Source organism: Actinoallomurus sp. CA-150999 (assembly GCF_050942425.1).
In the GTDB taxonomy this organism is placed as follows: domain Bacteria; phylum Actinomycetota; class Actinomycetes; order Streptosporangiales; family Streptosporangiaceae; genus Actinoallomurus.
The window spans coordinates 2,515,614-2,535,710 of record NZ_CP192063.1; the positions used below are offsets into that span (position 1 = coordinate 2,515,614).

Here is a 20,097-nt window from a genome sequence, read left to right on the forward strand (position 1 = left end):
TCGGTCACCATCCGTGTCGCGCGAATCGCATTCTGTGGATAACCGCGCCGGGCCGGTGCGGTCGCTTGATTCACTGGGCCGGGTCGCGCACGGTTGGGCATGCACCGCGTCGGCGTGACGCTGCGCCGGGGGTCCGGCCGGAGGCGAGTCCGCGAGGGAGCAGATGGCGGCGAACGAGGAGATCGGCGCGGAGTCCGCTGAGGCGTTCGGCCCGGTGCTGGCCGATTTCGAACGGCACCTGCGCGCCGAACGCGGTCTGTCCGCGCACACCGTCCGTGCCTACCTGGGAGACGTCACCGATCTGCTTGCGCACGCCCACCGCATGGGAGTGCGCGATGTGGCAGGTCTGGACGTACGTGTGCTGCGGGCGTGGCTGGCCGCGCAGCACGCGCTCGGCCGGTCGCGCGCCACGCTCGCCCGCCGGACCGCCTCAGCGCGCGTGTTCACGGCGTTCGTCCATCGCCGAGGGCTGCTGCCGACCGACCCAGGCGCCCTTCTGGGCACTCCCAAGCAGGGGCGGACGCTGCCGCGGGTGCTGCGTCAGGACGAGGCCACCGCACTGCTCGACCGCAGACCGGCCCGCGGCCGGACGGCGGAGGCCGATGACCGTACGAGTGACTCCGGGCAACGTAGGGAAAGCCGCGAGGAGCCCGCTTTGGACGACGGCACGGACGCCGTCGCGCTGCGGGACCAGGCCGTGTTCGAACTGCTCTACGGCTCCGCCATCCGGATCGGAGAGCTGTGCGGGCTGGACGTCGACGACGTCGACCTCGCCCGGCGCACCATCCGGGTGATCGGAAAGGGCGACAAGGAACGGACGGTCCCGGTGAGCGCGCCGGCGGCCCGGGCCGTCGACGCGTGGCTGCGCCGGGGACGCCCCGGTCTCGTGCGTGACCGCAGCGGACCCGCCCTGTTCCTCGGCACACGCGGCGGCCGGTTGCACCCCACCGTCGTCCGGCGCGACCTGCACCGGCGGCTCGAGGAGTTGGGCCTGCCCGACATGGGGCCGCACGGGCTCCGGCACAGCGCGGCCACCCATCTCCTGGAAGGGGGCGCGGATCTGCGCAGCGTGCAGGAGATCCTCGGGCACTCCTCCCTGGCGACGACCCAGATGTACACCCATGTCACCGCGGAGCGGCTCAGGGCGGCCTACCGGCAGGCCCACCCCCGGGCATGACCCCCGCTCTGATACGTCTCCTGCGCCGGTGGCACCGCCCTGTACGACTATCTGACCCGCCGGGTCGCCCCGCTTCAGGGTGTCCGCCACGTCGAGAGCTCGCAGGTCCTGCACACCGTGAAATACGCCGGCTCCCTGCTTCCCCGTGCATGACGCCACGGAGATCCGCCCGTCACCGGCGGGAGGTCCGCGGATGGTGACCGCTCACCGGGCCTGCTGCGGCCTTGCGGGCGTCAGCGAGGAGCGATCGCCCGGGCCCGTGCGATCAGCGGTCCCGTCTGGGTGGGCTCCTGCGGCGACGGTGAGCGAGGAGCCGGGACAGTGCGACGGCCGCCGCTCCGGCGACGGTGATCGGGCCGACCGAGGCGCCGATGCCCGTGGTGGCGCTGACCGGTCGGGTCGCCGGAGCCGGGACCGCCCGTCGTGTCGGCGGCACAGGTGCGGTCGGGCGTGTCTTCCCGGGTTCCCCGGACGGCCGGGCCGTCGTGGGGGAGTGGATCGCCGACATCGGCCCGCGCCCGCCGGGGTCGGCTCCGGCCCGCGGCAACGATCGTGGCCAGGGAGCGGCGGCCGGGGGAGGGGCGTGCCACCAGGGCAGGAGGCGTACGGGGCCGAGGCCGAGGAGGGAGAGCGGGTCGAGGTAGGAGCCGCCGCGCAGGAGCCCCCAGTGCAGGCAGCTGACCTGCCCGCAGTGGCCCAGAACCCCCTCCACGACGCCGATCCGCGCGCCCGCCGCGACGATCTGCCCGGGGAGCACGGCGGGGCGTACGGGCAGGTAGGTCGTGCGGAGCGCGCCGTGGGTGATCGTCACCACACCGCGGCCCGCCAGGTCGTGGGCGAAGGCCACTCGTCCCGCGCCGGCGGCGAAGACCGGACGGCCGGGAGGCGCGGCGAGATCGACCCCCCGATGCCCGGCCTCCCACGGATGGGCGGGCGGGTCGAAACGGCGCAGCACCGCCGGTGCCGGGCGTAACGGCCACTGCCAGCCCGTGTCCGCACCGCCGGGGGCCGCCATGACCAGGGCAATCCCGGACCACACCATGCCACCGAGCATGACCGCCTCCGGCCGCCCCGCGACAGGACCCCGCCGAAACCTGGGGAAAACCTCGCCGTTGGAGACGTGGAGTCCACGAGGGGGTGAGCCGCCGGTACACTTGCCTCAACGGTCGCATGACCGAATTCACGCGTCCGCCGGCCACCGGGCATTGGTGGGGCGGCCCTCTCGGTCCATGACCGCTCGTCATGGCAGGGGCGCACGGGCGCAGGCAAACAACCGGGACGTGGCCCAGAGAACGACTGGGCCGGACAGGAGGACCACGGGCATGACACCCGTCGTCACCATGAAGCAGCTGCTCGAGAGCGGTGTCCACTTCGGTCACCAGACCCGCCGGTGGAACCCGAAGATGAAGCGTTTCATCTTCACCGAGCGCAACGGCATTTACATCATCGACCTGCAGCAGTCGCTGTCCTACATCGACCGCGCCTTCGACTTCATCAAGGAGACGGTCGCCCACGGCGGCACGATCCTGTTCGTCGGTACGAAGAAGCAGGCGCAGGAGTCGATCTCCGAGCAGGCGCAGCGCGTCGGCATGCCGTTCGTCAACCAGCGCTGGCTGGGCGGCATGCTCACGAACTTCTCCACCGTGCACAAGCGCCTGACGCGTCTGAAGGAGCTCGAGGAGCTCGACTACGACGACGTCGCCGGCTCGGGTATGACGAAGAAGGAGCTTCTCATGCGCAAGCGTGAGAAGGACAAGCTCGAGCGCACCCTCGGCGGTATCCGCGACATGGCGCGCGTGCCCAGCGCGGTGTGGATCTGTGACACCAAGAAGGAGCACATCGCCGTCAACGAGGCCCGCAAGCTGGGCATCCCGGTGGTGGCGATCCTCGACACCAACTGCGACCCGGACGAGGTCGACTACCCGATCCCGGGCAACGACGACGCCATCCGCAGCGTCAGCCTGCTGACCCGCGTGGTCGCGGACGCCGTGGCCGACGGCCTGATGGCCCGCGCCGGCGCCGCGCCGTCCGGTGACGAGAAGCCCGCCGCCGTCGGCGCCGAGGAGCCCCTCGCGGAGTGGGAGCGGGAGCTCCTGCAGAGCAAGAAGAGCGAGTCCGGCGAGACGGCCGAGGCCGCCCCGCAGGCCGAGGCTCCGGAGGCCCCCCAGGCCGAGGAGGCTCCGCAGGCGCAGGCCGAGGCCCCGCAGGCTGAGGAGGCCCCGCAGGCTGAGGAGGCCCCGCAGGCCGAGGAGGCCCCGCAGGCCGAGGCTACGGAGGCCGCGCCGGCTGAGCAGCCGCAGACCGGCCAGGACTCCTGACGGCCCACGACCGACGACGAGAGAGAAAGACCACAATGGCGAACTTCACCGCCGCCGACGTCAAGAAGCTCCGGGACACCACCGGCTCCGGGATGATGGCCTGTAAGAAGGCCCTCGAGGAGGCCGAGGGCGACTTCGACAAGGCGGTCGAGCTGCTCCGTCTCAAGGGCGCCAAGGACGTCGGCAAGCGCGCCGAGCGCACCGCCGCCAACGGCCTGGTCGCCGAGTTCTTCAACGGCTCCGGCGACGGCGCCATCCTCGAGCTCAACTGCGAGACCGACTTCGTCGCCAAGAACGAGGGGTTCATCGCGCTGGCCGGCCAGATCGTCGAGTTCGCCGCGAAGAGCGACGTGGCCGACCGCGACGCCCTGCTGGCCGCCGAGATCGAGCCGGGCAAGACCGTCCAGCAGCTGATCGACGAGAACAGCGCCAAGATCGGGGAGAAGCTCGAGCTCGGCCGCTTCGCCCACTTCAAGGGCGCGTACGTCGCCAGCTACCTGCACAAGTCCGACCCGTCGCTGCCGCCGGCCACCGGCGTGCTGGTCGAGCTCGACACCGAGGCGCCCGAGGTGGCCAAGGAGATCGCGCAGCAGATCGCCGCGATGTCTCCGAAGTACCTCACCAACGACGACGTCCCCTCCGACGTCGTCGCCAAGGAGCGGGCGCTCGCCGAGCAGATCACCCGCGACGAGGGCAAGCCCGAGCAGGCGATCCCGAAGATCGTCGAGGGCCGCGTGAGGGCGTACTTCAAGGACTTCGTCCTCGTGGAGCAGCCCTTCGTGAAGGACCCGAAGAAGTCCGTCGGTAAGGTCCTCCAGGACGCCGGGGTGAACGTCAAGCAGTTCGCCCGGTTCCGGGTCGGGCAGCTCTAGGTCCGCATCGAGGACGCCCAGCCGCTGAGAGTAAAACGAAGGAGCCGCCGCCGTGCAGGAAAGTAAGACGACCGACACGACGGCGGCTCCGTCGTCTCACCATGGCTGGAAGCGGGTGCTCCTCAAACTCTCCGGCGAGGCGTTCGCCGGTGGTGAGGCGCTCGGCATCGACCCCGCGGTCGTCCAGCACATCGCCGAGGCGATCGCCGAGGTGGTGCGGGAGGGCGTGCAGGTCTCGGTGGTCTGCGGCGGCGGCAACATGTTCCGCGGCGCGCAGATGTCCGCCCAGGGCATGGACCGCTCGCGTAGCGACTACATGGGCATGCTCGGCACCGTGATCAACTGCCTCGCGCTGCAGGACTTCCTCGAGAAGCTCGGACTGGACACGCGGGTGCAGACGGCGATCACGATGGGCCAGGTCGCCGAGCCGTACATCCCGCGCAGGGCCATCCGCCACCTCGAGAAGGGCCGTGTGGTGATCTTCGGCGCCGGCCTCGGCCAGCCGTTCTTCTCCACCGACACGGCCGCGGCGCAGCGGGCGCTGGAGATCGGCGCCGACGCCGTGCTGAAGGGCACTCAGGTCGACGGCGTGTACGACGCCGACCCGAAGAAGAATCCGGACGCCTTCCGGTTCGACCGGCTCGAGTACGGCGAGGTGCTGCAGCGCGGTCTGAAGGTCATGGACGCCACCGCGATCAGCCTCTGCATGGACAACGGCCTGCCGATCGTGGTCTTCGACCTGATGGGGCAAGGCAATATCGTACGGGCCGTCCGCGGTGAGAAGATCGGCACATTGGTAAGTCCGGCGGAGAGCTGAACAAGGAGCCGAAGGTGATCGACGATATCCTCCTCGAGGCCGAGGAGAAGATGGAGAAGGCCGTCACGGTCGCCAAGGATGACTTCAACGGCATCCGTACCGGCCGGGTGACGCCCGCGATGTTCAACAAGATCGCGGCGGAGTACTACGGCACGCCGACGCCGATCAACCAGTTGGCGTCGTTCACGCTGCCTGAGCCCCGCATGGTCATCGTCCAGCCGTACGACGCGAACTCCCTGAGCGCGATCGAGAAGGCCATCCGCGACAGCGACCTCGGCGTCAACCCGGGCAACGACGGGAAAATCATCCGTGTGGTGTTCCCGGAGCTGTCCGAGGAACGCCGCAAGGAGTTCATCAAGGTGGCCGGGCACAAGGCGGAGGACGCGCGGGTCTCGATCCGCAACATCCGCCGGCACGCCAAGGACGCCCTCGACAAGCTCGCCAAGGGCGGCGACGCGGGCGAGGACGACGTGCGCCGCGCGGAGAAGGAGCTGGACGACTTCACGCACAAGCACGTCGCCAAGATCGACGAGCTGCTCGAGCACAAGAAAGCCGAGTTGCTCGAGGTCTAGTGGGACTCGAGCAGGCCCCTACGCCCGCACCGGAGATCCCGGAGGCACAGGCGGAAGAAACGGGCAAGAAGAAGCGTCGGCCGGGCCGGAATCTCCCCATCGCCGTCGGGGTCGGCCTGGCGCTCGGCGCCCTCGTGCTGGTGTCCCTCTACACCGTCAAGGAGATCTTCCTCGGCGTCGTCGTGGCCTTCCTCGGCGTCGCCGTCTGGGAGCTCATCCGGGCGTTCGGGACGCGGGACATCCGGGTCGAACGGGTCCCGGTCATGGCCGGTGGCCTGGCGATGCTGGTCTGCACGTACGTCTGGGGGACGACCGGCCTCGTGGCGACGTTCGCCCTGACGGTGCTGGCGACCCTGCTGTGGCGGCTGACCGGAGGCCAGGAGGGCTACGTCCGGGACGCCACGGCGAGCGTGTTCACCGCGGCGTACGTCCCGTTCCTTGCCGGGTTCGTGGTCCTCATGCTGCACGCGGACGACGGCCCGGACCGCATCATCGTCTTCATCGCGTTGACGGTCGCCAGTGACACCGGCGGCTTCTTCGCGGGCTCCTTCCTGGGCGCGCACAAGATGGCCCCGGCCATCAGCCCGAAGAAGACCTGGGAGGGGCTCAGCGGATCGCTCCTCACCGGTATGGCGGTCGGCGGGGTGCTGATGCCCTGGCTGGTGCACGGCACCTGGTGGCAGGGGGTCATCGTCGGCGCCGCCGCGGTGTGCTCCGCCACGCTCGGCGACCTCATCGAGTCGATGATCAAGCGGGATCTCGGCATCAAGGACATGGGGACCCTCCTGCCGGAGCACGGCGGCGTGATGGACCGCCTCGACTCACTCCTGGCCACCGTCCCCGTCGTGTGGCTGCTCTTCCAGGCGTTCGTCCCCGCGTAGCCGAATCGCGGGCGGGGCCCAGGGCTCCGCCCTGCCACGCGCCCAGCGACGTCGTGGGCGGCCCTACCGCCCGCTCAGCGGCATTGTGGGCTGCCCGGGGCCTCTCGGCCTTACGGCGAGTCCAGCGGGATTGTGGGCTGCCCGGGGCTCCGGCCCTACCGCGAGTCCAGCGGCATTGTGGGCTGCCCGGGGCTCCGGCCCTACCGCGAGCTCAGCGGCATTGTGAGCTGCCCAGGGCCCCGGCCCGGCCGCCCGCCCGGCCACACGGTGGGCGGCGCGACGCTCCGGCCCGGCCGCCCACGGCCCTTACCGCAGGGGTCACTCGTCGCCGACGACCCAGCTGCGTCCCTTCCGGGACAGCCGTTCGATCAACGCGTCCGGGCCCTCGTCCTTGCCGAACTGCCGCTCCGCCTCGGTGATCGGTACGAGCCACAGCCAGTGCACCGGGTCGCCGCCGAACGAGAAGCCGCTCATGTCCGGCGCGGCCGGCCCTTTGAGACGGCTGGGGTCGTCGAGCAGCAGCACGCCCTCCCAGCTCGGGCCGAGCGGGAAGGTCTTCGCCTCGTGGTACCACTTGACGTTGTCGCCCGGGGCGAAGGACGTGATCGCGCGCCACGGATACTGCGCCAGCCAGGGGAAGATGCTGCCGGCGCGCTGGCTGGGCAGGGTGGTCGCCACGGCGAGCTCGATGCGGGCGTGCTCGGCCACGTCGTCCTCGTACAGCTCGACCGTGGGCATCCGCTGGCAGCTCATGCCGACCGTGCTGAGCACCCGGAAGGAGCGGTCGTCCATCGGGGGGCGTTCGGAGACGCCGACGACGGGCTGCTCGCCTTCGGCGCCCGGTCCCTTCCCCGCACGGGCCCGCCACTGCCGTCCCACGTCGTGCCAGTAGTACCCGCCGGGGCCGAGCCGGCCCAGCAGATGCCCCAGCACCGACTGCTGGAACCCCTCCCAGGAGCCGTCCCCCTTCCGCCAGTCCCAGAACGCCTGCGCCTGCAGGATGCGCGGCCCCAGGTCCTCGATCTCGTTGTCCAACGCGAACGCGAACGGGCTCTGGCCGATGGCCTCCCGGCTGTACCCGGGCAGTCCGCGGTCCATGTCCGACCAGCCGGGGATCACGCACAGAGGCTGCCCGTCCTCGAGCAGCGCCGCACCGTCGCCCTCCTCGAACCAGACGACCGTGAGCGACCGCGGGTCGGGCGCCGACCGTCCCTTGGGGTGCTTGGTGTGGCCCGACGGCATGGCGGGGACCAGCCCGGCGTTCAGCCGCGCGAGGTCGGGGTGGGACGAAGCGCCCTGGTGGTTGGCGACCCAGGCCGCGGCCACGGTATGCCCGTCGCTCCTGCGGAGGTACGCCGCCGTCGCGACGTGATCGGACTCCACTTCGAGGACACGGCTTCCGTAGGGGCTGGTGTCACTGATCAGGACACGCGTCTCCTGCGGCGTTCTGCGCAATACCGGCATAGAGGGGACTGTAGTGAGTGTGCGGTCCCCGTCGCGGCATTGACGTCCTCCACGATTAAATGCACTCCCGGTAAGGTCCGCTCGCGGGCGCGCGGACGTACGAAGCTCCCCCCGGCGTCTGCCACACTGGAACGGACATGCCCGCTCAGCTCACCTTCGCCGCTCCGCGCCGGGCGAAGCCTCCGCGTCACCTCGCCGACCTGTCCTGGGACGAGCGGCGGGAGGCCGTCGGCGCGCTCGGCGAGAAGCCGTTCCGCGCCGACCAGCTGTCGCGCCACTATTTCGGCAGGCTCGCCGACGATCCGTCGGACATGACGGATCTGCCGGCCGCCGTCCGGGACCGCCTCGTCGCCGAGCTGCTGCCGTCCCTGCTCACCTCGGTGAGCGATCTGACCTGTGACAACGGCGCCACGCGCAAGACGCTGTGGAAGGCGTTCGACGGCACGCTGGTCGAGTCGGTCCTCATGCGCTATCCGGACCGGGTCACGATGTGCGTCTCCTCCCAGGCCGGCTGCGGCATGAACTGCCCGTTCTGCGCCACCGGCCAGGCCGGGCTCACCCGCAACCTGTCGACCGCCGAGATCGTCGAGCAGGTCATGGCCGGCGCCCGGGCGCTCGACCGCGGCGAGATCGCCGGCGGCAAGGGCCGGGTCAGCAACATCGTCTTCATGGGCATGGGCGAGCCGCTCGCCAACTTCTCCGCCATCGTCCGGGCGATCCACCGGCTCAGCGACCCGAGCCCGCAGGGGCTGGGCATCTCCCAGCGGAACATCACCGTCTCCACGGTGGGCCTCGTCCCGAAGATCAACCAGCTCGCCGAGCTCGACTTCAAGGTGCGGCTGGCGGTCTCCCTGCACGCGCCCGACGACGAGCTGCGCGACGAGCTCGTGCCGATCAACACCCGCTGGAAGGTCCGGGAGGTCCTCGACGCCGCGTGGGCGTACGCCGACCGCACGCGGCGCCGGGTGTCGATCGAGTACGCCCTGATCCGGGACATCAACGATCAGGCGTGGCGCGCCGACCTGCTCGGCCGGCTGATCAAGGGCCACCCGGTGCACGTCAACCTGATCCCGTTGAACCCGACGCCGGGTTCGAAGTGGACCGCGTCGCGGCCGTCGGACCAGACGGAGTTCGTCCGGCACCTGGAGGCCCACGGCGTCCCCGTCACCGTACGGGACACGCGGGGTCAGGAGATCGACGGGGCGTGCGGTCAGCTGGCGGCCAAGAGCGTGGAGCAGCCCCTCGCCGCCGTGCCGGAGCAGCCCCTCGCCGCTCTGCCGGAGCGGGTGCTCCCCGTCCTGCCGGACCGCCCGGTCCCGCCGCTGTCCGAGAACGGCCCGCTTCCCACCCCCGAGTAGACAGCCGACCCGCGTCTCGTCGGCCGATCCCCGGGCCGTCCAAGGTCCCGCCGGGTCAGTGAGGCTGGTCGGTGGGTACGGCGGCCAGCAGACGCCTGGCCTCGGCGGCGAACTCCGCGTCGACGAGCACGTCGTACCGCTCGGCCACCACGGCGCTGGCCGACGCGAACGTCTGCCGGCGCACCATGTGCGCCACCGCCGCGAAGATCGCTCCGAAGATCGCGCCCAGGATGATCGCGGAGATCACCGCGCCCACCACCCACGGGCTGACGATCCAGAAGATCACGCCGATGAGCAGGCCGATCCAGGCGCCGGAGCTGGCGCCCGCCAGCAGCGCCTTGCCGAGCGTCCACCGGCCGAGGATCCGCTCCTCGAGCTTCAGTCCGGAACCGACGATCGAGACGTGCTCCACCGGGAACTTGCGTTCCGCCAGGACGTCCACCGCGCGTTGCGCGGCCTCGTGGCTCGTGTAGCCGCCGAGCACCACTTTCTGCGGCCCGGCTGCGTTCTCCGTCGTCATACCTCAGTCCCCCTGGTCCGTGTGACGACCTCCTTGACAGATTTCCCCAGGTCCAGCCCCTACACCCCTTTTTCCGGCATGCGGTGCCGCCGTCACCGTGATTTGAGTGAGAATGCGGCTATGCCGGAGTTCCCGACCGCTCTTCGCGGCTATCACCGTCACCAGGTCGACGCGTTCATCGCCCGCGTCGAGGGGACTCTGGGCCGTGCGCAGCTGTTCGCGCCGCCGGTCACCGCCGAAGAGATCGGCCAGGTGCGCTTCGCCGTCACCCTGCGCGGCTACCGGGGGACCGCCGTCGACGAGCGGCTCGAGGAGTACCTGCGCGAGTTCGAGGCGAAGGAGAACGTCAGGCGACGCCGGCTGGCCGCCGCCGAGGCGGACAGGCTCGCGGGACTGGTGCGCAACGTACGGTTCGTCACGACCCGGCTGACCGAGGGCTACGACGAGCGGGAGGTCGACGCCTTCCTCGACACGATGCTCGTCGCGTTGCGCGGCCGTACGGCACGGCCGGCGGACGTACGGGCGGCGCGCTTCGCGACGACCCGGCTCCGGCCCGGGTACAGCCAGCCCGACGTCGACGGCTTCCTCGAGCACCTGGCGGCCGAACTCGACCGCCTCGGCCAGGGCGCCCCTGACCCCGCGGCACGTCGACCGTCTGGCGGCCGAGGTCGAGCGCCTCGGCCAGGGCCCTGACCCCGCGGCACGTCGAGCACCTGGCGGCCGAGCTCGCGCACCTCGGCCAGGGGCCCTGACCTCGCGGCACGTCGACCGTCTGGCGGCTGAGCTCGACCGCCTCGGCCAGGGTCCCTGTTCCCGCGGCACGTCGACAATCCGGCGGCCGAGCTCGAGCGCCTCGGAGTGCCCCGGGGCCGCCGTACGGCACGCCGAACGCCGGGAACACCTTCAGACGCGGGTGCGCCGGAGCCGGACGTACAGCGCCGTGGCGAGCGCCGTCCAGGCGAGCGTGCGCAGGGCGAACCACGGCAGGCCGCTCGTGAACGCCGACGCGCCGCGACCGGCCGCCCCCATCCACTCGATCATCGGGACGGTGAGGATCCGCAGCGGACCGAGCCCCAGCAGCAGGTCGGCCACGTAGACGCCGAGCAGGACGAGGATCGACCAGCCGGGGGAGGGGAGGATCGCCCGGCTGGTGAGCGCCCCGAGCGCCGTCGCGGCCAGCGCCGACAGCAGTATCAGCCCGACCGCCGGCAGCAGCACAGAGGGCCGGACCCCGTACAGCACCGCCGCCGCGAGCGGGTACGCCGAGGCGACCAGCGCCAGGCCGGCCGTGAACCCCGCGGCCGCGATCAGCCCGCAGAGCATCGCCCGCGACCGTCCGAGGGCGACGACCCCGATGTGCCGCTGGGCGTCCGGTTCGTTGTCGAGCAACCCGCGCGCCGCCCAGGCGCAGATCGGGAAGCTCAGCGCGGTCAGGTCGCCGATCGTGGTCAGCGCGCCGGACCGTATCTGGGCCGGGGTGCCGCCGAGCGGGGAGGAGAAGACGATCGCCAGCAGCAGCATGAAGGCGAGCACCGGGTGCAGGATCCGGGCCGACCGCGCGTACCCCTCGAGCTGGAACCGCATCGCCGCGATCATCTGCACCGCGCCTCGTAGCCGTCCGCCTTGAGGCGGGTCACCAGGTCCTCTGCCTGGGAACGGGGCACGATCACCTCGACCACGGCGTGCTCCTCGGTGAGGTCTCCCTCGGTCACCGTCTGCCCGGCGACCTGCCAGCGCATCACGCCGGGCACCTCCCGGAGGTCACCCTGGTGGTCGCTGAGGACGACGGACGAGCCCGCGGAGGTGAGCTCGGCCAGCAGGCCCGGCAGCGCCGCGCGCGTCCGCGCGTCGAGGCCCGCGAACGGCTCGTCGAGGACGAGCAGCCCGGGCGCGGCGAGGAGCGCCTGGATGAGCCCGGCCTTGTGCGCGCTGCCCTTGGACAGGTCGGGCAGGCGGACGTCCAGGAGTTCGGTGAAGCCCAGCCGTTCGGCCCACTCGCCGATGCGCGCCGCCGGCACCCCGCGCGCGGCGGCCATGTGACCGAGGTAGGCCCGCGCGGTGAACGGCTGACCGGCCGGGAACCGCTCCGGCGCGTACCCCACGGCGGGCGGGCGGCCGGTGACGCTTCCCCGTACCGGCGGCGCGACCCCGGCGACGAGCCGGAGGAGCGTTGATTTGCCCGCTCCATTGCGGCCGTTCACCTCGATGATCCGGCCACGGGGTACGGTCAGCGTCACGTCGTGCAGCACCCACGGGGCGCGGCGACCATAACGGAAGGCGACTTGATCGAATCGCACAGGCCAGGAGCCTATTCGCGCCGGATAAGACGACCGTAAGCGGAAGAATACCCACCATGGACTGCCTGTTCTGCGAGATCGTCAAGGGGGAGCGGCCCGCTCACGTGGTGCTCGACGACGGTCCCGTCGTCGCGTTCCTGGACACCCGCCCGCTGTTCAAGGGGCATACGCTCCTGGTGCCGCGCACCCACTACGAGACCCTCGCGGACCTGCCGGCCGACCTTCTCGAGCCGCTGTTCGCCGCCGGGCAGCGGCTGTCCGTCGCCATGGAGACGGCGCTCGCCGCGGCCGGGTCCTTCGTCGCGCTGAACAACCGGGTCAGCCAGAGCGTGCCCCACCTGCACGTCCACGTCGTGCCCAGGAACCGCAAGGACGGCCTGCGCGGCTTCTTCTGGCCCCGGACCAAGTACGACTCCGACGACGAGGCCCGCGAGTACGCCGACCGTCTCCGCGGTGCGCTCGGATGATCACGATGTCGGCCGAGACCGCCGGCCCGGAGGTACGACCGGGGCGCCCCCGACGCGAAGCCGTGACCGTCGGGGTCCTCGTCGTGGCCGCCACGGTGGTGTACTCGGTGTTCGCCCTGGTGCGGTACTGGACCTTCCGCACCACCACGTACGACCTGGTGATCTTCGATCAGGCGGTGCGGTCCTACAGCCGCTTCCATCTGCCGGTCGCGATCGTCAAGGGCGTGCACAACGGCTTCGGCCCGCACTTCACCGTGCTCGGCGACCACTTCTCGCCGATCCTCGCCGTGCTCGCGCCGCTGTACTGGATCCACGACGGGCCGCAGACGCTCCTCCTCGCGCAGGCGGTGCTCCTGGCGCTGGCGATCGTGCCGCTGTGGGCGTTCACGCGGCGGCGGTTCGGCGCGTGGGCGGCGCACTGCGTCGCGGGCGTGTACGCGCTGGCCTGGCCGGTGGCCGAGACGGTCGCGTTCGACTTCCACGAGATGGCGTTCACGCCCGTGCTGTCCATGCTGATGCTCGAGCGCCACGACGCCGGGCGGCGGTGGCAGTGCGCGCTGGCCGCGGGTGCGCTGCTGCTGGTCAAGGAGGACATGGGCCTGCTCGTCGCCGGCTTCGGGCTCTACCTGCTGACGCGTCCGGGGCAGCGGCGTCTCGCCGCCGCCTTCGTGGGCGGCGGCCTCGCGTGGACCTGGCTGGCGTCCCGGGTGCTGATTCCGGCGTTCGGCGGCTCGGCGGACTACTACTGGGCGTACGACGCGTTGGGCAAGGACCTGCCGCACGCCGCCCTGCACGCCCTGACGCACCCGTGGACCGCGCTGAAGCTGCTCGTGACGCCGAGCGTCAAGGCGTCGACGATGGGCTGGCTCATCCTGCCGCTGCTCCTCATCCCCCTGGCCTCACCGATCACCCTGGCGGTGCTGCCCCTACTGGCCGAGCGGATGCTCGCGAACCGCTTCGGGAACTGGTGGGAGCCGAGGTTCCACTACAACGTCGCGCTGACCGCCCTGCTCATCGCGGCCGGCGTGGACGGAGCCTGCCGCCTGTCCCGGCTCCGGCCGCCCGGCCTGCGCGGGCGCCGGCTGAGAGTGGACCTCGTCTGGCCGGTGGCCGCGCTCCTGGCCGCCGCCCTCGTCATTCCGCGCTTCTCGTTCAAGCACTTCTTCGAAGCGGCGTTCTACCGGCGCGACGCGCACGCGCAGGCCGCCGACGCGGCGGTCGCGGCCGTACCCCGCGGCGTGCTGGTCGAGGCCGCCAACGTGGCCGGGCCCCAGCTGTCCGGCCGGGACCGCGTGCTGCTGTGGGACACCAAGGTGCGCTGGGCGCCCTGGGTCGTGGCCGACACGGCCATCACGACGTTCCCCTTCCCGTGGGTGGGCGCGCAGCGCGACCGCGTACGGTACCTGCGGAACAACGGCTACCAGGTGGTCCTGAGCCGGAACGGCTGGGTCGTCCTGAACCGCCCCGGCGCCACCCCCGACCTGCGCCCCACCCGGTGAACCGCTGAGCGGCCCTCCCCGGAGTCACTCGGTGCGGAGACGCCCGGGCGCGATCACACGGTGGAGCCGGCGCCGGGACACCCTTGTGACCAGGACGGTGGCGAGCACGCTCAGGCCGCCCAGGAGCAGCGAGTGCCCGATCGCCCACAGGGACCAGGCGTCCTGGAGCCACAGGTTCACGGCCATCGTCACCAGGCTGGCGGCCACGGCGAGGCCACAGACGGGCACGGAGGCGATGAGGCCCTGACGGGTGAGCACCCGGCGCAGCTCCCGTTCGGACGCGCCGCCGGCGCGGAGCGCGGCCATCACCGGGCCGCGTTCGAGAAGCGACTCGGCCTGGTGCACGAGGAGGGCGGCGGCGGTCACGACGATCGCGACCAGCAGAGCGAGGCTGAGGAGCGTGAAACTCGTCACCGCGAACGGATCGAGGTCCCGCATGGACAGGAAGTCCGCCTCGAACAGGCCGACCCCCGTTCCGATCGAGACGGTGAGGCCGACGACGGCGAGTGTCCGGCCCCACGGACGAGCGTCTGCCTCCAGAGCGCGTGACGCCAGCAGGGTCTCCGCCGAGCCGGCCCTGCGCCCGACCCACCGTGCCGCGAACCAGACCACCCACCCGGCGGACCACATCAGCGCGACCGGCAGGAGGAGCAGGCTCAGGAGGTCCACCGTACGCACGGTGTCGGGGGAGCCGCCGGGATCCACGAAGGTGTAGAGCAGCCAGACGGCGAGCGTGACCGTGCACGGCGGCAGGAGGAGCAGAAGGCCGTACCAGCGGGGCGGGCGCACGTTGGCGCGGCGTGTCACGCCGAGCGGCGTGGCGATGACGTGACGGCCGGCGAGCAGGCCGGAGACCGCCGCCGCGCCGATCACGATCGCCATGGCGGCCAGCCCCCACAGGGGCGGGACGTCGACGTCGGCGGGCGATCGCGGCGGCAGCAGGCTGCGGGCGCCCAACTGGAGCAGGAGGTACGACGCGGCCCCGACGACGGTGCCGAGCACGGCCGTGCGGGTGACCTCGACCGCCCCGAGGATCCGGACCTCGCGCGGCGTCGCTCCCGCCAGCCGCAGTGCCGACAACCGACGCTCCCGGTCAGCGGCGGCCAGCCGCCCCGACTGGTAGAGGAACGCCGTGACCGGCAGGAGCAGCAGGGCGATCCCGAAGGCGGTGCCGCCCCGCGTGCCCGGGTCGGCGATCGGGCCGAAACGCTGGTCGAGCCGCCCGTGCAGGGCGAGCACGTTGGCCGCGCCGAACAGGAACCAGGTGGCCAGCCCGGCCCCGGTCGCCATCAGCCGCACGCGGGCGCGCTCCGGCGGCGAGCCGCCGTGGCCGAGCATTCCCGCCACGGCCAGGAGCGCTCTCATGCCATCACCCCGCTGACCAGGGCACCGTCGCGCAGCACGACCTCCCGGTCGGCGTGCGCCGCGACCTGGTTGTCATGCGTCACGATCACGACGGTGGCGTCATTCGCCCGCGCGGCGCCCATCAGCAGCGACAGCACCCGCTCCCCGGCGACCGAGTCGAGCGCGCCGGTCGGCTCGTCGGCGAAGATGATCTTCGGCGTCGTGACGAGCGCCCTGGCGATCGCCACTCGCTGGAGCTGGCCCCCGGACAGCTCCGCCGGACGGGACTCGGCGACGTCCAGGGCGCCCGCCTCCTCGAGCCGGCCGTGCGCGACCGTCGTCGCCTCGGCGCGGCCCCGCCCGGCGAACAGCAGCGGTAGCGCGACGTTCTCCACGGCGGTCAGCTCGGGAACGAGCCGGTCGAATTGGAAGACGATCCCGAAGTCCTCCCGCCGGAGCCGGGTGCGGGCCGCGTCGTCGAGATCGTCGATCCGCTGCCCGGCGTAGTGCACTTCACCGGCCTCGGGAGACATGATCCCGCTCAGGCAGTGCAGGAGCGTCGACTTGCCCGAGCCGCTGGGGCCCGTGATCGCGACCGTCTCCCCGCGCCCGACGGTCAGGGAGACGCCGCGCAGGGCGTGCGTGCGGCCGAAGGCCTTCTCGATGTGGCGGGCTTCCAACAGGGTCATGAGCGGATCTCCTGAATGAGGTCGTCGATGCGCTGCCGGGCCGTCTCCATCCAGCGCAGGTCGGCGTCGAGGTGGTGCAAGGCGTAGTCCGCGGCCAGGAGCTCGCCCACCGAGACCCCTGCCGTGCGCTTGCGGGCGGTCAGCTCCCGCATCCGTTCCAGGTGGGCGGCCCGCTGCTGCAGGAGGTAGGAGTCGGCCGCGCCCTCGGCGACCAGCGCCATCACCACCCGGCTGAACAACGGGCTGGACACGTACGGCGCGGGTGGCTCGATCTCGGCGAGCCAGCGGCGGACCTCCGCCGTCCCCTCCTCGGTGATCTCGTAGACGGTGCGCTCGGGACCGGCCTCCTGAACCGTCCCGGCGACGGTCACCCGGCCGTCGCGCTCCAGCCGCTGCAGAGTCGCGTAGACCTGTCCGTACGCGAGCGGCCGGGCGCCCGGAAGCCGCTCGTCGTGCTCGCGTTTGAGTTCGTATCCGTGCTTCGGCCGCTCGGTCAGCAGCCCGAGCAGGATGTGCCCGGTCGACATGAGCGCGACTATACACTCAATGTATTCATTGAATGAATAGCTGGCCATGACGCCCCGAGAGCGCGGCGCGGGCGGGCCGGTCACCGGTCGCGCCGTCGAGCAGCCGGGCAGGAGCGAGCGGTGGGCGAGCTGGAAAAGGGGCGGGCCCCCGGAAGATGCCGCACTTCCGGGGGCCCGCGAGCGGGGCTCAGCGAGGGGGACTCAGTAGACGCTCACCCCGTATGCGCTGAGCGCTGCGGTGACCGGCTGGAAGAAGGTCGTCCCACCCGACGAGCAGTCGCCGCTGCCGCCGGAGGTCAGGCCCACCGCCGTGCTGCCGGAGTACAGCGGGCCGCCACTGTCGCCGCCCTCGGCGCAGACGTTCGTCTTGATCATGCCGGTGACGGTGCCCTCGGAGTAGTTGACCGTCTGGTTGAGGGCGGTGACGGATCCGCTGTGGATGCCGGTGGTGCTGCCCCGGCGCGACACCGACTCGCCGACGTACGCGTTGCCGGCCGAGGTGATGTCCTGGCTGCCGACCTGGCCCGGGTGCGAGACGCCGCTGGCGTACGTGACGATCGCGTAGTCGTGGCCGGGGAAGGTGCTGGACCGCGTCGTGCCGATCAGCGAGGTGTGGCTCGAGTTGCTGTACCAGCTGGACGCGATGTTGCCGCAGTGGCCCGCGGTCAGGAAGTAGTACGTGCTGCCGCTGACGACGTTGAAGCCCAGGGAGCAGCGGTACTGACCACCGTAGATCGCGTCACCACCAGAAATCTTGGTGCTGAACACGCCGGGCACGTACTCCATGCGGACGGCGCCGCCGAGCTGCTGGGCCGCGGAGGTGACCTGGACGAGTTGGGACCCGGTCACCGAGCTGTCGACGGAGAGCACGACCTGGTCGGTCGTGGGGTCGACGCCCCAGGCCGTGCCCGGGACCTTCGCCGTACGGTCGAGGACGTTGATCGCCGACTGGAGCATGGCTCCGCTGTACGGGACGACCTTGGGGACGGCGCCCGCGTCGCGCACGGCCGAGGCGTCCGACTTCGAGGTGACCGTCACCACGAGCTTCTTCGTGGACTGGTCGAGGTACGAGCCCGCCGAGCGGGAACCGAGCCGCTGGGCGAGTTTCGTGGCGGTGTGCGATGGATCCGGCTGCGAGATGGACGCCTGGGCCGATGCCGCGAGCAGCGAGCCGCCGATCAGGGTGGTGGCGGCTGCGATCAGTCCAGCGCGTCGGGGAGCAGTGAATCTCACACGAGCCTCCCTCAGGGGTGGCGGACACGCCCCGGTGGCGTGTCCGAGGGACGGCGGGGCAATGGCGCTCGGCTCACGAGCGGCGGGGACCGCCCGGGCGGGGTCGAGATCCGATTACCTGGCCTGCGCCAGATCCTCACAAACCTAGTCAAAAGCCGCAAGGTCAAACGTTAGTCCGGAATCGGTCACCCCGTAAGCAGGGGCATACTACTCGGTATCCGAGCCGGGTGGGCGCGGATGGGGCCGCGAAGTCAAGACCCTGGTCAAGTCCCTCGTCAGCGACGGTGCCGTGACGGCCGGCGGTCCGGGCCGGCCGCCCGCCGCGGCGACGGCGAAACGGGCCTCTCCGGCTCCGGCGGACTCCGCCGGAGCCGTGCGCCGCGCGATCCGTCCGGTCGTGCGCCGCGCGATCCGTCCGGTCGTGCGCCGCGAGGTCCGTCCGGTCGGGCACTGCGAGGTCCGTGCGGTCGGGCACTGCGCGGTCCGTCCGGTCGGGCACATCGACCACGTTGTCGGCGGTACCGTTGAGGCGGCCGTGGCCGAGCCGTCCGATGCGCTCGCCCGCGGCCGACGGTCGAGGTTCAGGCTCCTCGGACCGCCTGTCGCGGTCCGGACGCGCGACCTTCCCGGCGGCCCCCGTGCGCCGCGTCGCCGCGCGGCCGCTCCTCCATCGGCGTTAGGGCCGGGACTGTGAAGGTCAAGGGAACCTGAGAGTTCGCTGTGAGTCCCTGGGCCGAGCGTGGTAACGGCGTCGGTATGTGAGAGTCTTGGCTAGCAATGGACCATCCGGAATTCACAGCATTTGTCCTGGTCGCGGGCCTTCTACTGGCCGCGGCGGCACAGTGGCGCGACTGGCGTCCGTCGCTGCGTACCGCCCTCGGGGTGGGCATCGGACTGCGGCTGACCCTGCTGATCTCGGCGTCCACCGACTCCTGGCAGCCGGTCGACTTCAACGAGGGCTTCAGAGCGGCCGGTCAGGCGATCCTGCACCACCAGGATCCCGTCCTGGCGAGCCAGGGATCGTGGCACTTCCTGCCGATGATCCCGTACTTCTACGCCCTCGCGCTGGCCACGGGCCTGCCGTGGGAGATCGCCGGCCGGCTCTGCACCATCGTCGCGGACGTCGTGCTGATCGTCCTGGTCGGCCGCCTCGCCGGGCGTAAACACGGGGCGGCGGCGCGCTTCCAGTACGCCTGCAACCCGATCGCCCTGATGATCGCCGTCATCCATGCCCAGGTCGAGCCGATCTCTCTGGTCTTCCTCGTCGCCGCCTATCTCCTCGCGCGCTCGGCGCGGAACGGCGCGGAGAACGGCGTGCCCGGTCCGAACGGCGCGTGGGCGGGCGCCCTGTTCGGATTCGCGCTGTCGGCGAAGAGCTGGCCGATCATCCTGCTTCCGGTGGTCCTCGCGATGCTGCCGAACTGGCGGCAGCGCCTCTACGGGCTGGTCGCGGCCGGCGCCGTCCCGGTCTTCTTCCTGGTGACGCTTCCGCTGGTCGTCAGCTCTTCTTGGGCCGACATGCTCAACGTCGCCCGCTACCTCGGCGAGGTACGCCCCATCGTCGGCGAATGGGGCTGGACCGCCCTGATGACGCACGGCAACTGGACCCTCGCGCCGATGGCGGCGAAGGTGGGCCAGCTGATCCTGTACTCCACCATCGCCCTCGTCATATGGCTGTGGTGGCGGGCGGACCGCATCGACCAGACCTCCGCGATCCTCCTGGCCTTCATGGTGGTCACGCCGCGGATGGGCGCGCAGTACCTGCTGTGGTTCGTGCCGTTCCTGTGCGCGCGGCCGACGCGCTGGAGCCGAGCCGCCATGACCGTCGGTGCCGTCTGGGCGGGCATCGGGTACATCTACCTGACGCAGTTCGACGACACCGGATGGTGGGAGAACCACAGCTGGTGGGCGATGAGCTCGGTCGCGATCATCCCGCTGCTCGTGCTCGCCATGCCCTGGGCCCGGCGCCGTCCGAAGTCCGCCGACCGCCTCGTCACTCCGGACACCGAACTGGTTCCCGTCGCCGAGTCATCGGCCTGACGGCGCGGCGCCCGTTCGGCCT

General features: G+C 71.5%; 19 protein-coding genes and 1 pseudogene. 11 read left to right on the top strand and 9 right to left on the bottom strand.

From position 1 onward, the window contains the following. Positions 1 to 163 precede the first annotated feature (163 nt). The gene (locus tag ACQP2O_RS11990) at positions 164 to 1,177 is read left to right on the top strand and encodes a tyrosine recombinase XerC (RefSeq protein ID WP_433182911.1); all 1,014 of its coding nucleotides are present in this window, start codon (positions 164 to 166) and stop codon (positions 1,175 to 1,177) included. Between the two features lie 265 nt (positions 1,178 to 1,442). On the opposite strand, the gene ACQP2O_RS11995 is transcribed toward ACQP2O_RS11990, so the two are convergent. Further along, on the bottom strand, positions 1,443 to 2,231 hold the full coding sequence (locus ACQP2O_RS11995; protein WP_433182914.1) for a peptidoglycan DD-metalloendopeptidase family protein: 789 nt from the start codon (positions 2,229 to 2,231) through the stop codon (positions 1,443 to 1,445). Between the two features lie 268 nt (positions 2,232 to 2,499). Here ACQP2O_RS11995 and rpsB point away from each other — a divergent pair, with 268 nt between their 5' ends. The 5 genes from rpsB to ACQP2O_RS12020 are packed head-to-tail and all read left to right on the top strand — an operon-like array spanning position 2,500 to position 6,637. Next, on the top strand, positions 2,500 to 3,495 hold the full coding sequence (gene rpsB / locus ACQP2O_RS12000) for a 30S ribosomal protein S2 (RefSeq protein ID WP_433182917.1): 996 nt from the start codon (positions 2,500 to 2,502) through the stop codon (positions 3,493 to 3,495). Positions 3,496 to 3,530: 35 nt separating this feature from the next. Next, the gene (tsf, locus tag ACQP2O_RS12005; RefSeq protein WP_433182920.1) at positions 3,531 to 4,367 is read left to right on the top strand and encodes a translation elongation factor Ts; all 837 of its coding nucleotides are present in this window, start codon (positions 3,531 to 3,533) and stop codon (positions 4,365 to 4,367) included. Between the two features lie 52 nt (positions 4,368 to 4,419). Next, positions 4,420 to 5,184, top strand: a complete 765-nt coding sequence (gene pyrH / locus ACQP2O_RS12010) for a UMP kinase (protein WP_360898570.1) — start codon at positions 4,420 to 4,422, stop codon at positions 5,182 to 5,184. Between the two features lie 14 nt (positions 5,185 to 5,198). Then, complete coding sequence (gene frr / locus ACQP2O_RS12015) at positions 5,199 to 5,756, top strand: ribosome recycling factor (RefSeq protein ID WP_433182923.1); 558 nt, start codon at positions 5,199 to 5,201, stop codon at positions 5,754 to 5,756. Next, on the top strand, positions 5,756 to 6,637 hold the full coding sequence (locus ACQP2O_RS12020) for a phosphatidate cytidylyltransferase (protein ID WP_433182925.1): 882 nt from the start codon (positions 5,756 to 5,758) through the stop codon (positions 6,635 to 6,637). Before frr ends, ACQP2O_RS12020 begins: the two co-directional genes overlap by 1 nt. Before the next feature lie 318 nt (positions 6,638 to 6,955). On the opposite strand, the gene ACQP2O_RS12025 is transcribed toward ACQP2O_RS12020, so the two are convergent. Continuing rightward, the gene (locus ACQP2O_RS12025; RefSeq protein WP_433182928.1) at positions 6,956 to 8,101 is read right to left on the bottom strand and encodes a suppressor of fused domain protein; all 1,146 of its coding nucleotides are present in this window, start codon (positions 8,099 to 8,101) and stop codon (positions 6,956 to 6,958) included. 137 nt (positions 8,102 to 8,238) lie between these two features. Between ACQP2O_RS12025 and rlmN the strand changes: the two are divergent. Continuing rightward, positions 8,239 to 9,330, top strand: a pseudogene (gene rlmN, locus ACQP2O_RS12030) (23S rRNA (adenine(2503)-C(2))-methyltransferase RlmN); the annotation flags it as partial. Between the two features lie 184 nt (positions 9,331 to 9,514). On the opposite strand, the gene ACQP2O_RS12035 reads toward rlmN, so the two are convergent. Next, positions 9,515 to 9,979, bottom strand: coding sequence for a general stress protein (locus ACQP2O_RS12035; protein ID WP_433182931.1), 465 nt, complete (start codon positions 9,977 to 9,979; stop codon positions 9,515 to 9,517). A gap of 120 nt (positions 9,980 to 10,099) precedes the next feature. Here ACQP2O_RS12035 and ACQP2O_RS12040 point away from each other — a divergent pair, with 120 nt between their 5' ends. Beyond that, complete coding sequence (locus ACQP2O_RS12040) at positions 10,100 to 10,672, top strand: DivIVA domain-containing protein (protein WP_433182934.1); 573 nt, start codon at positions 10,100 to 10,102, stop codon at positions 10,670 to 10,672. Between the two features lie 210 nt (positions 10,673 to 10,882). Here ACQP2O_RS12040 and ACQP2O_RS12045 read toward each other — a convergent pair whose 3' ends face one another. Together ACQP2O_RS12045 and ACQP2O_RS12050 are read right to left on the bottom strand one after the other, a co-directional pair. Next, positions 10,883 to 11,563 (bottom strand): hypothetical protein, encoded by a 681-nt coding sequence (locus tag ACQP2O_RS12045; protein ID WP_433182936.1) that lies wholly within the window; start codon positions 11,561 to 11,563, stop codon positions 10,883 to 10,885. An 8-nt stretch (positions 11,564 to 11,571) separates the two neighbouring features. Further along, positions 11,572 to 12,276 carry an ATP-binding cassette domain-containing protein gene (locus ACQP2O_RS12050; RefSeq protein ID WP_433182939.1) on the bottom strand — a complete coding sequence of 235 codons (705 nt, stop codon included), beginning with the start codon at positions 12,274 to 12,276 and terminating at the stop codon, positions 11,572 to 11,574. A gap of 56 nt (positions 12,277 to 12,332) precedes the next feature. Between ACQP2O_RS12050 and ACQP2O_RS12055 the strand changes: the two genes are divergently transcribed. Then, positions 12,333 to 12,743: an HIT family protein gene (locus tag ACQP2O_RS12055; protein WP_433182942.1), complete on the top strand. Its 411-nt coding sequence runs from the start codon at positions 12,333 to 12,335 to the stop codon at positions 12,741 to 12,743. Next, on the top strand, positions 12,740 to 14,242 hold the full coding sequence (locus ACQP2O_RS12060; RefSeq protein ID WP_433182945.1) for a DUF2079 domain-containing protein: 1,503 nt from the start codon (positions 12,740 to 12,742) through the stop codon (positions 14,240 to 14,242). Before ACQP2O_RS12055 ends, ACQP2O_RS12060 begins: the two co-directional genes overlap by 4 nt. Positions 14,243 to 14,266: 24 nt before the next feature. Here the strand turns inward: ACQP2O_RS12060 and ACQP2O_RS12065 are convergent, their stop codons facing one another. The 4 genes from ACQP2O_RS12065 to ACQP2O_RS12080 form a co-directional block, all read right to left on the bottom strand. Further along, complete coding sequence (locus ACQP2O_RS12065) at positions 14,267 to 15,607, bottom strand: FtsX-like permease family protein (RefSeq protein ID WP_433182948.1); 1,341 nt, start codon at positions 15,605 to 15,607, stop codon at positions 14,267 to 14,269. Further along, the gene (locus ACQP2O_RS12070; RefSeq protein ID WP_433182951.1) at positions 15,604 to 16,275 is read right to left on the bottom strand and encodes an ABC transporter ATP-binding protein; all 672 of its coding nucleotides are present in this window, start codon (positions 16,273 to 16,275) and stop codon (positions 15,604 to 15,606) included. The genes ACQP2O_RS12065 and ACQP2O_RS12070 overlap by 4 nt, the downstream gene beginning before the upstream one ends. After that, complete coding sequence (locus tag ACQP2O_RS12075; protein WP_433182954.1) at positions 16,272 to 16,802, bottom strand: PadR family transcriptional regulator; 531 nt, start codon at positions 16,800 to 16,802, stop codon at positions 16,272 to 16,274. Before ACQP2O_RS12075 ends, ACQP2O_RS12070 begins: the two co-directional genes overlap by 4 nt. 201 nt (positions 16,803 to 17,003) lie before the next feature. Beyond that, positions 17,004 to 18,035 (bottom strand): S1 family peptidase, encoded by a 1,032-nt coding sequence (locus ACQP2O_RS12080; RefSeq protein WP_433182956.1) that lies wholly within the window; start codon positions 18,033 to 18,035, stop codon positions 17,004 to 17,006. A 777-nt stretch (positions 18,036 to 18,812) separates the two neighbouring features. On the opposite strand from ACQP2O_RS12080, the gene ACQP2O_RS12085 reads away from it, so the two are divergent. Next, positions 18,813 to 20,075: a glycosyltransferase 87 family protein gene (locus ACQP2O_RS12085; RefSeq protein ID WP_433182959.1), complete on the top strand. Its 1,263-nt coding sequence runs from the start codon at positions 18,813 to 18,815 to the stop codon at positions 20,073 to 20,075. Positions 20,076 to 20,097 lie beyond the last annotated feature (22 nt).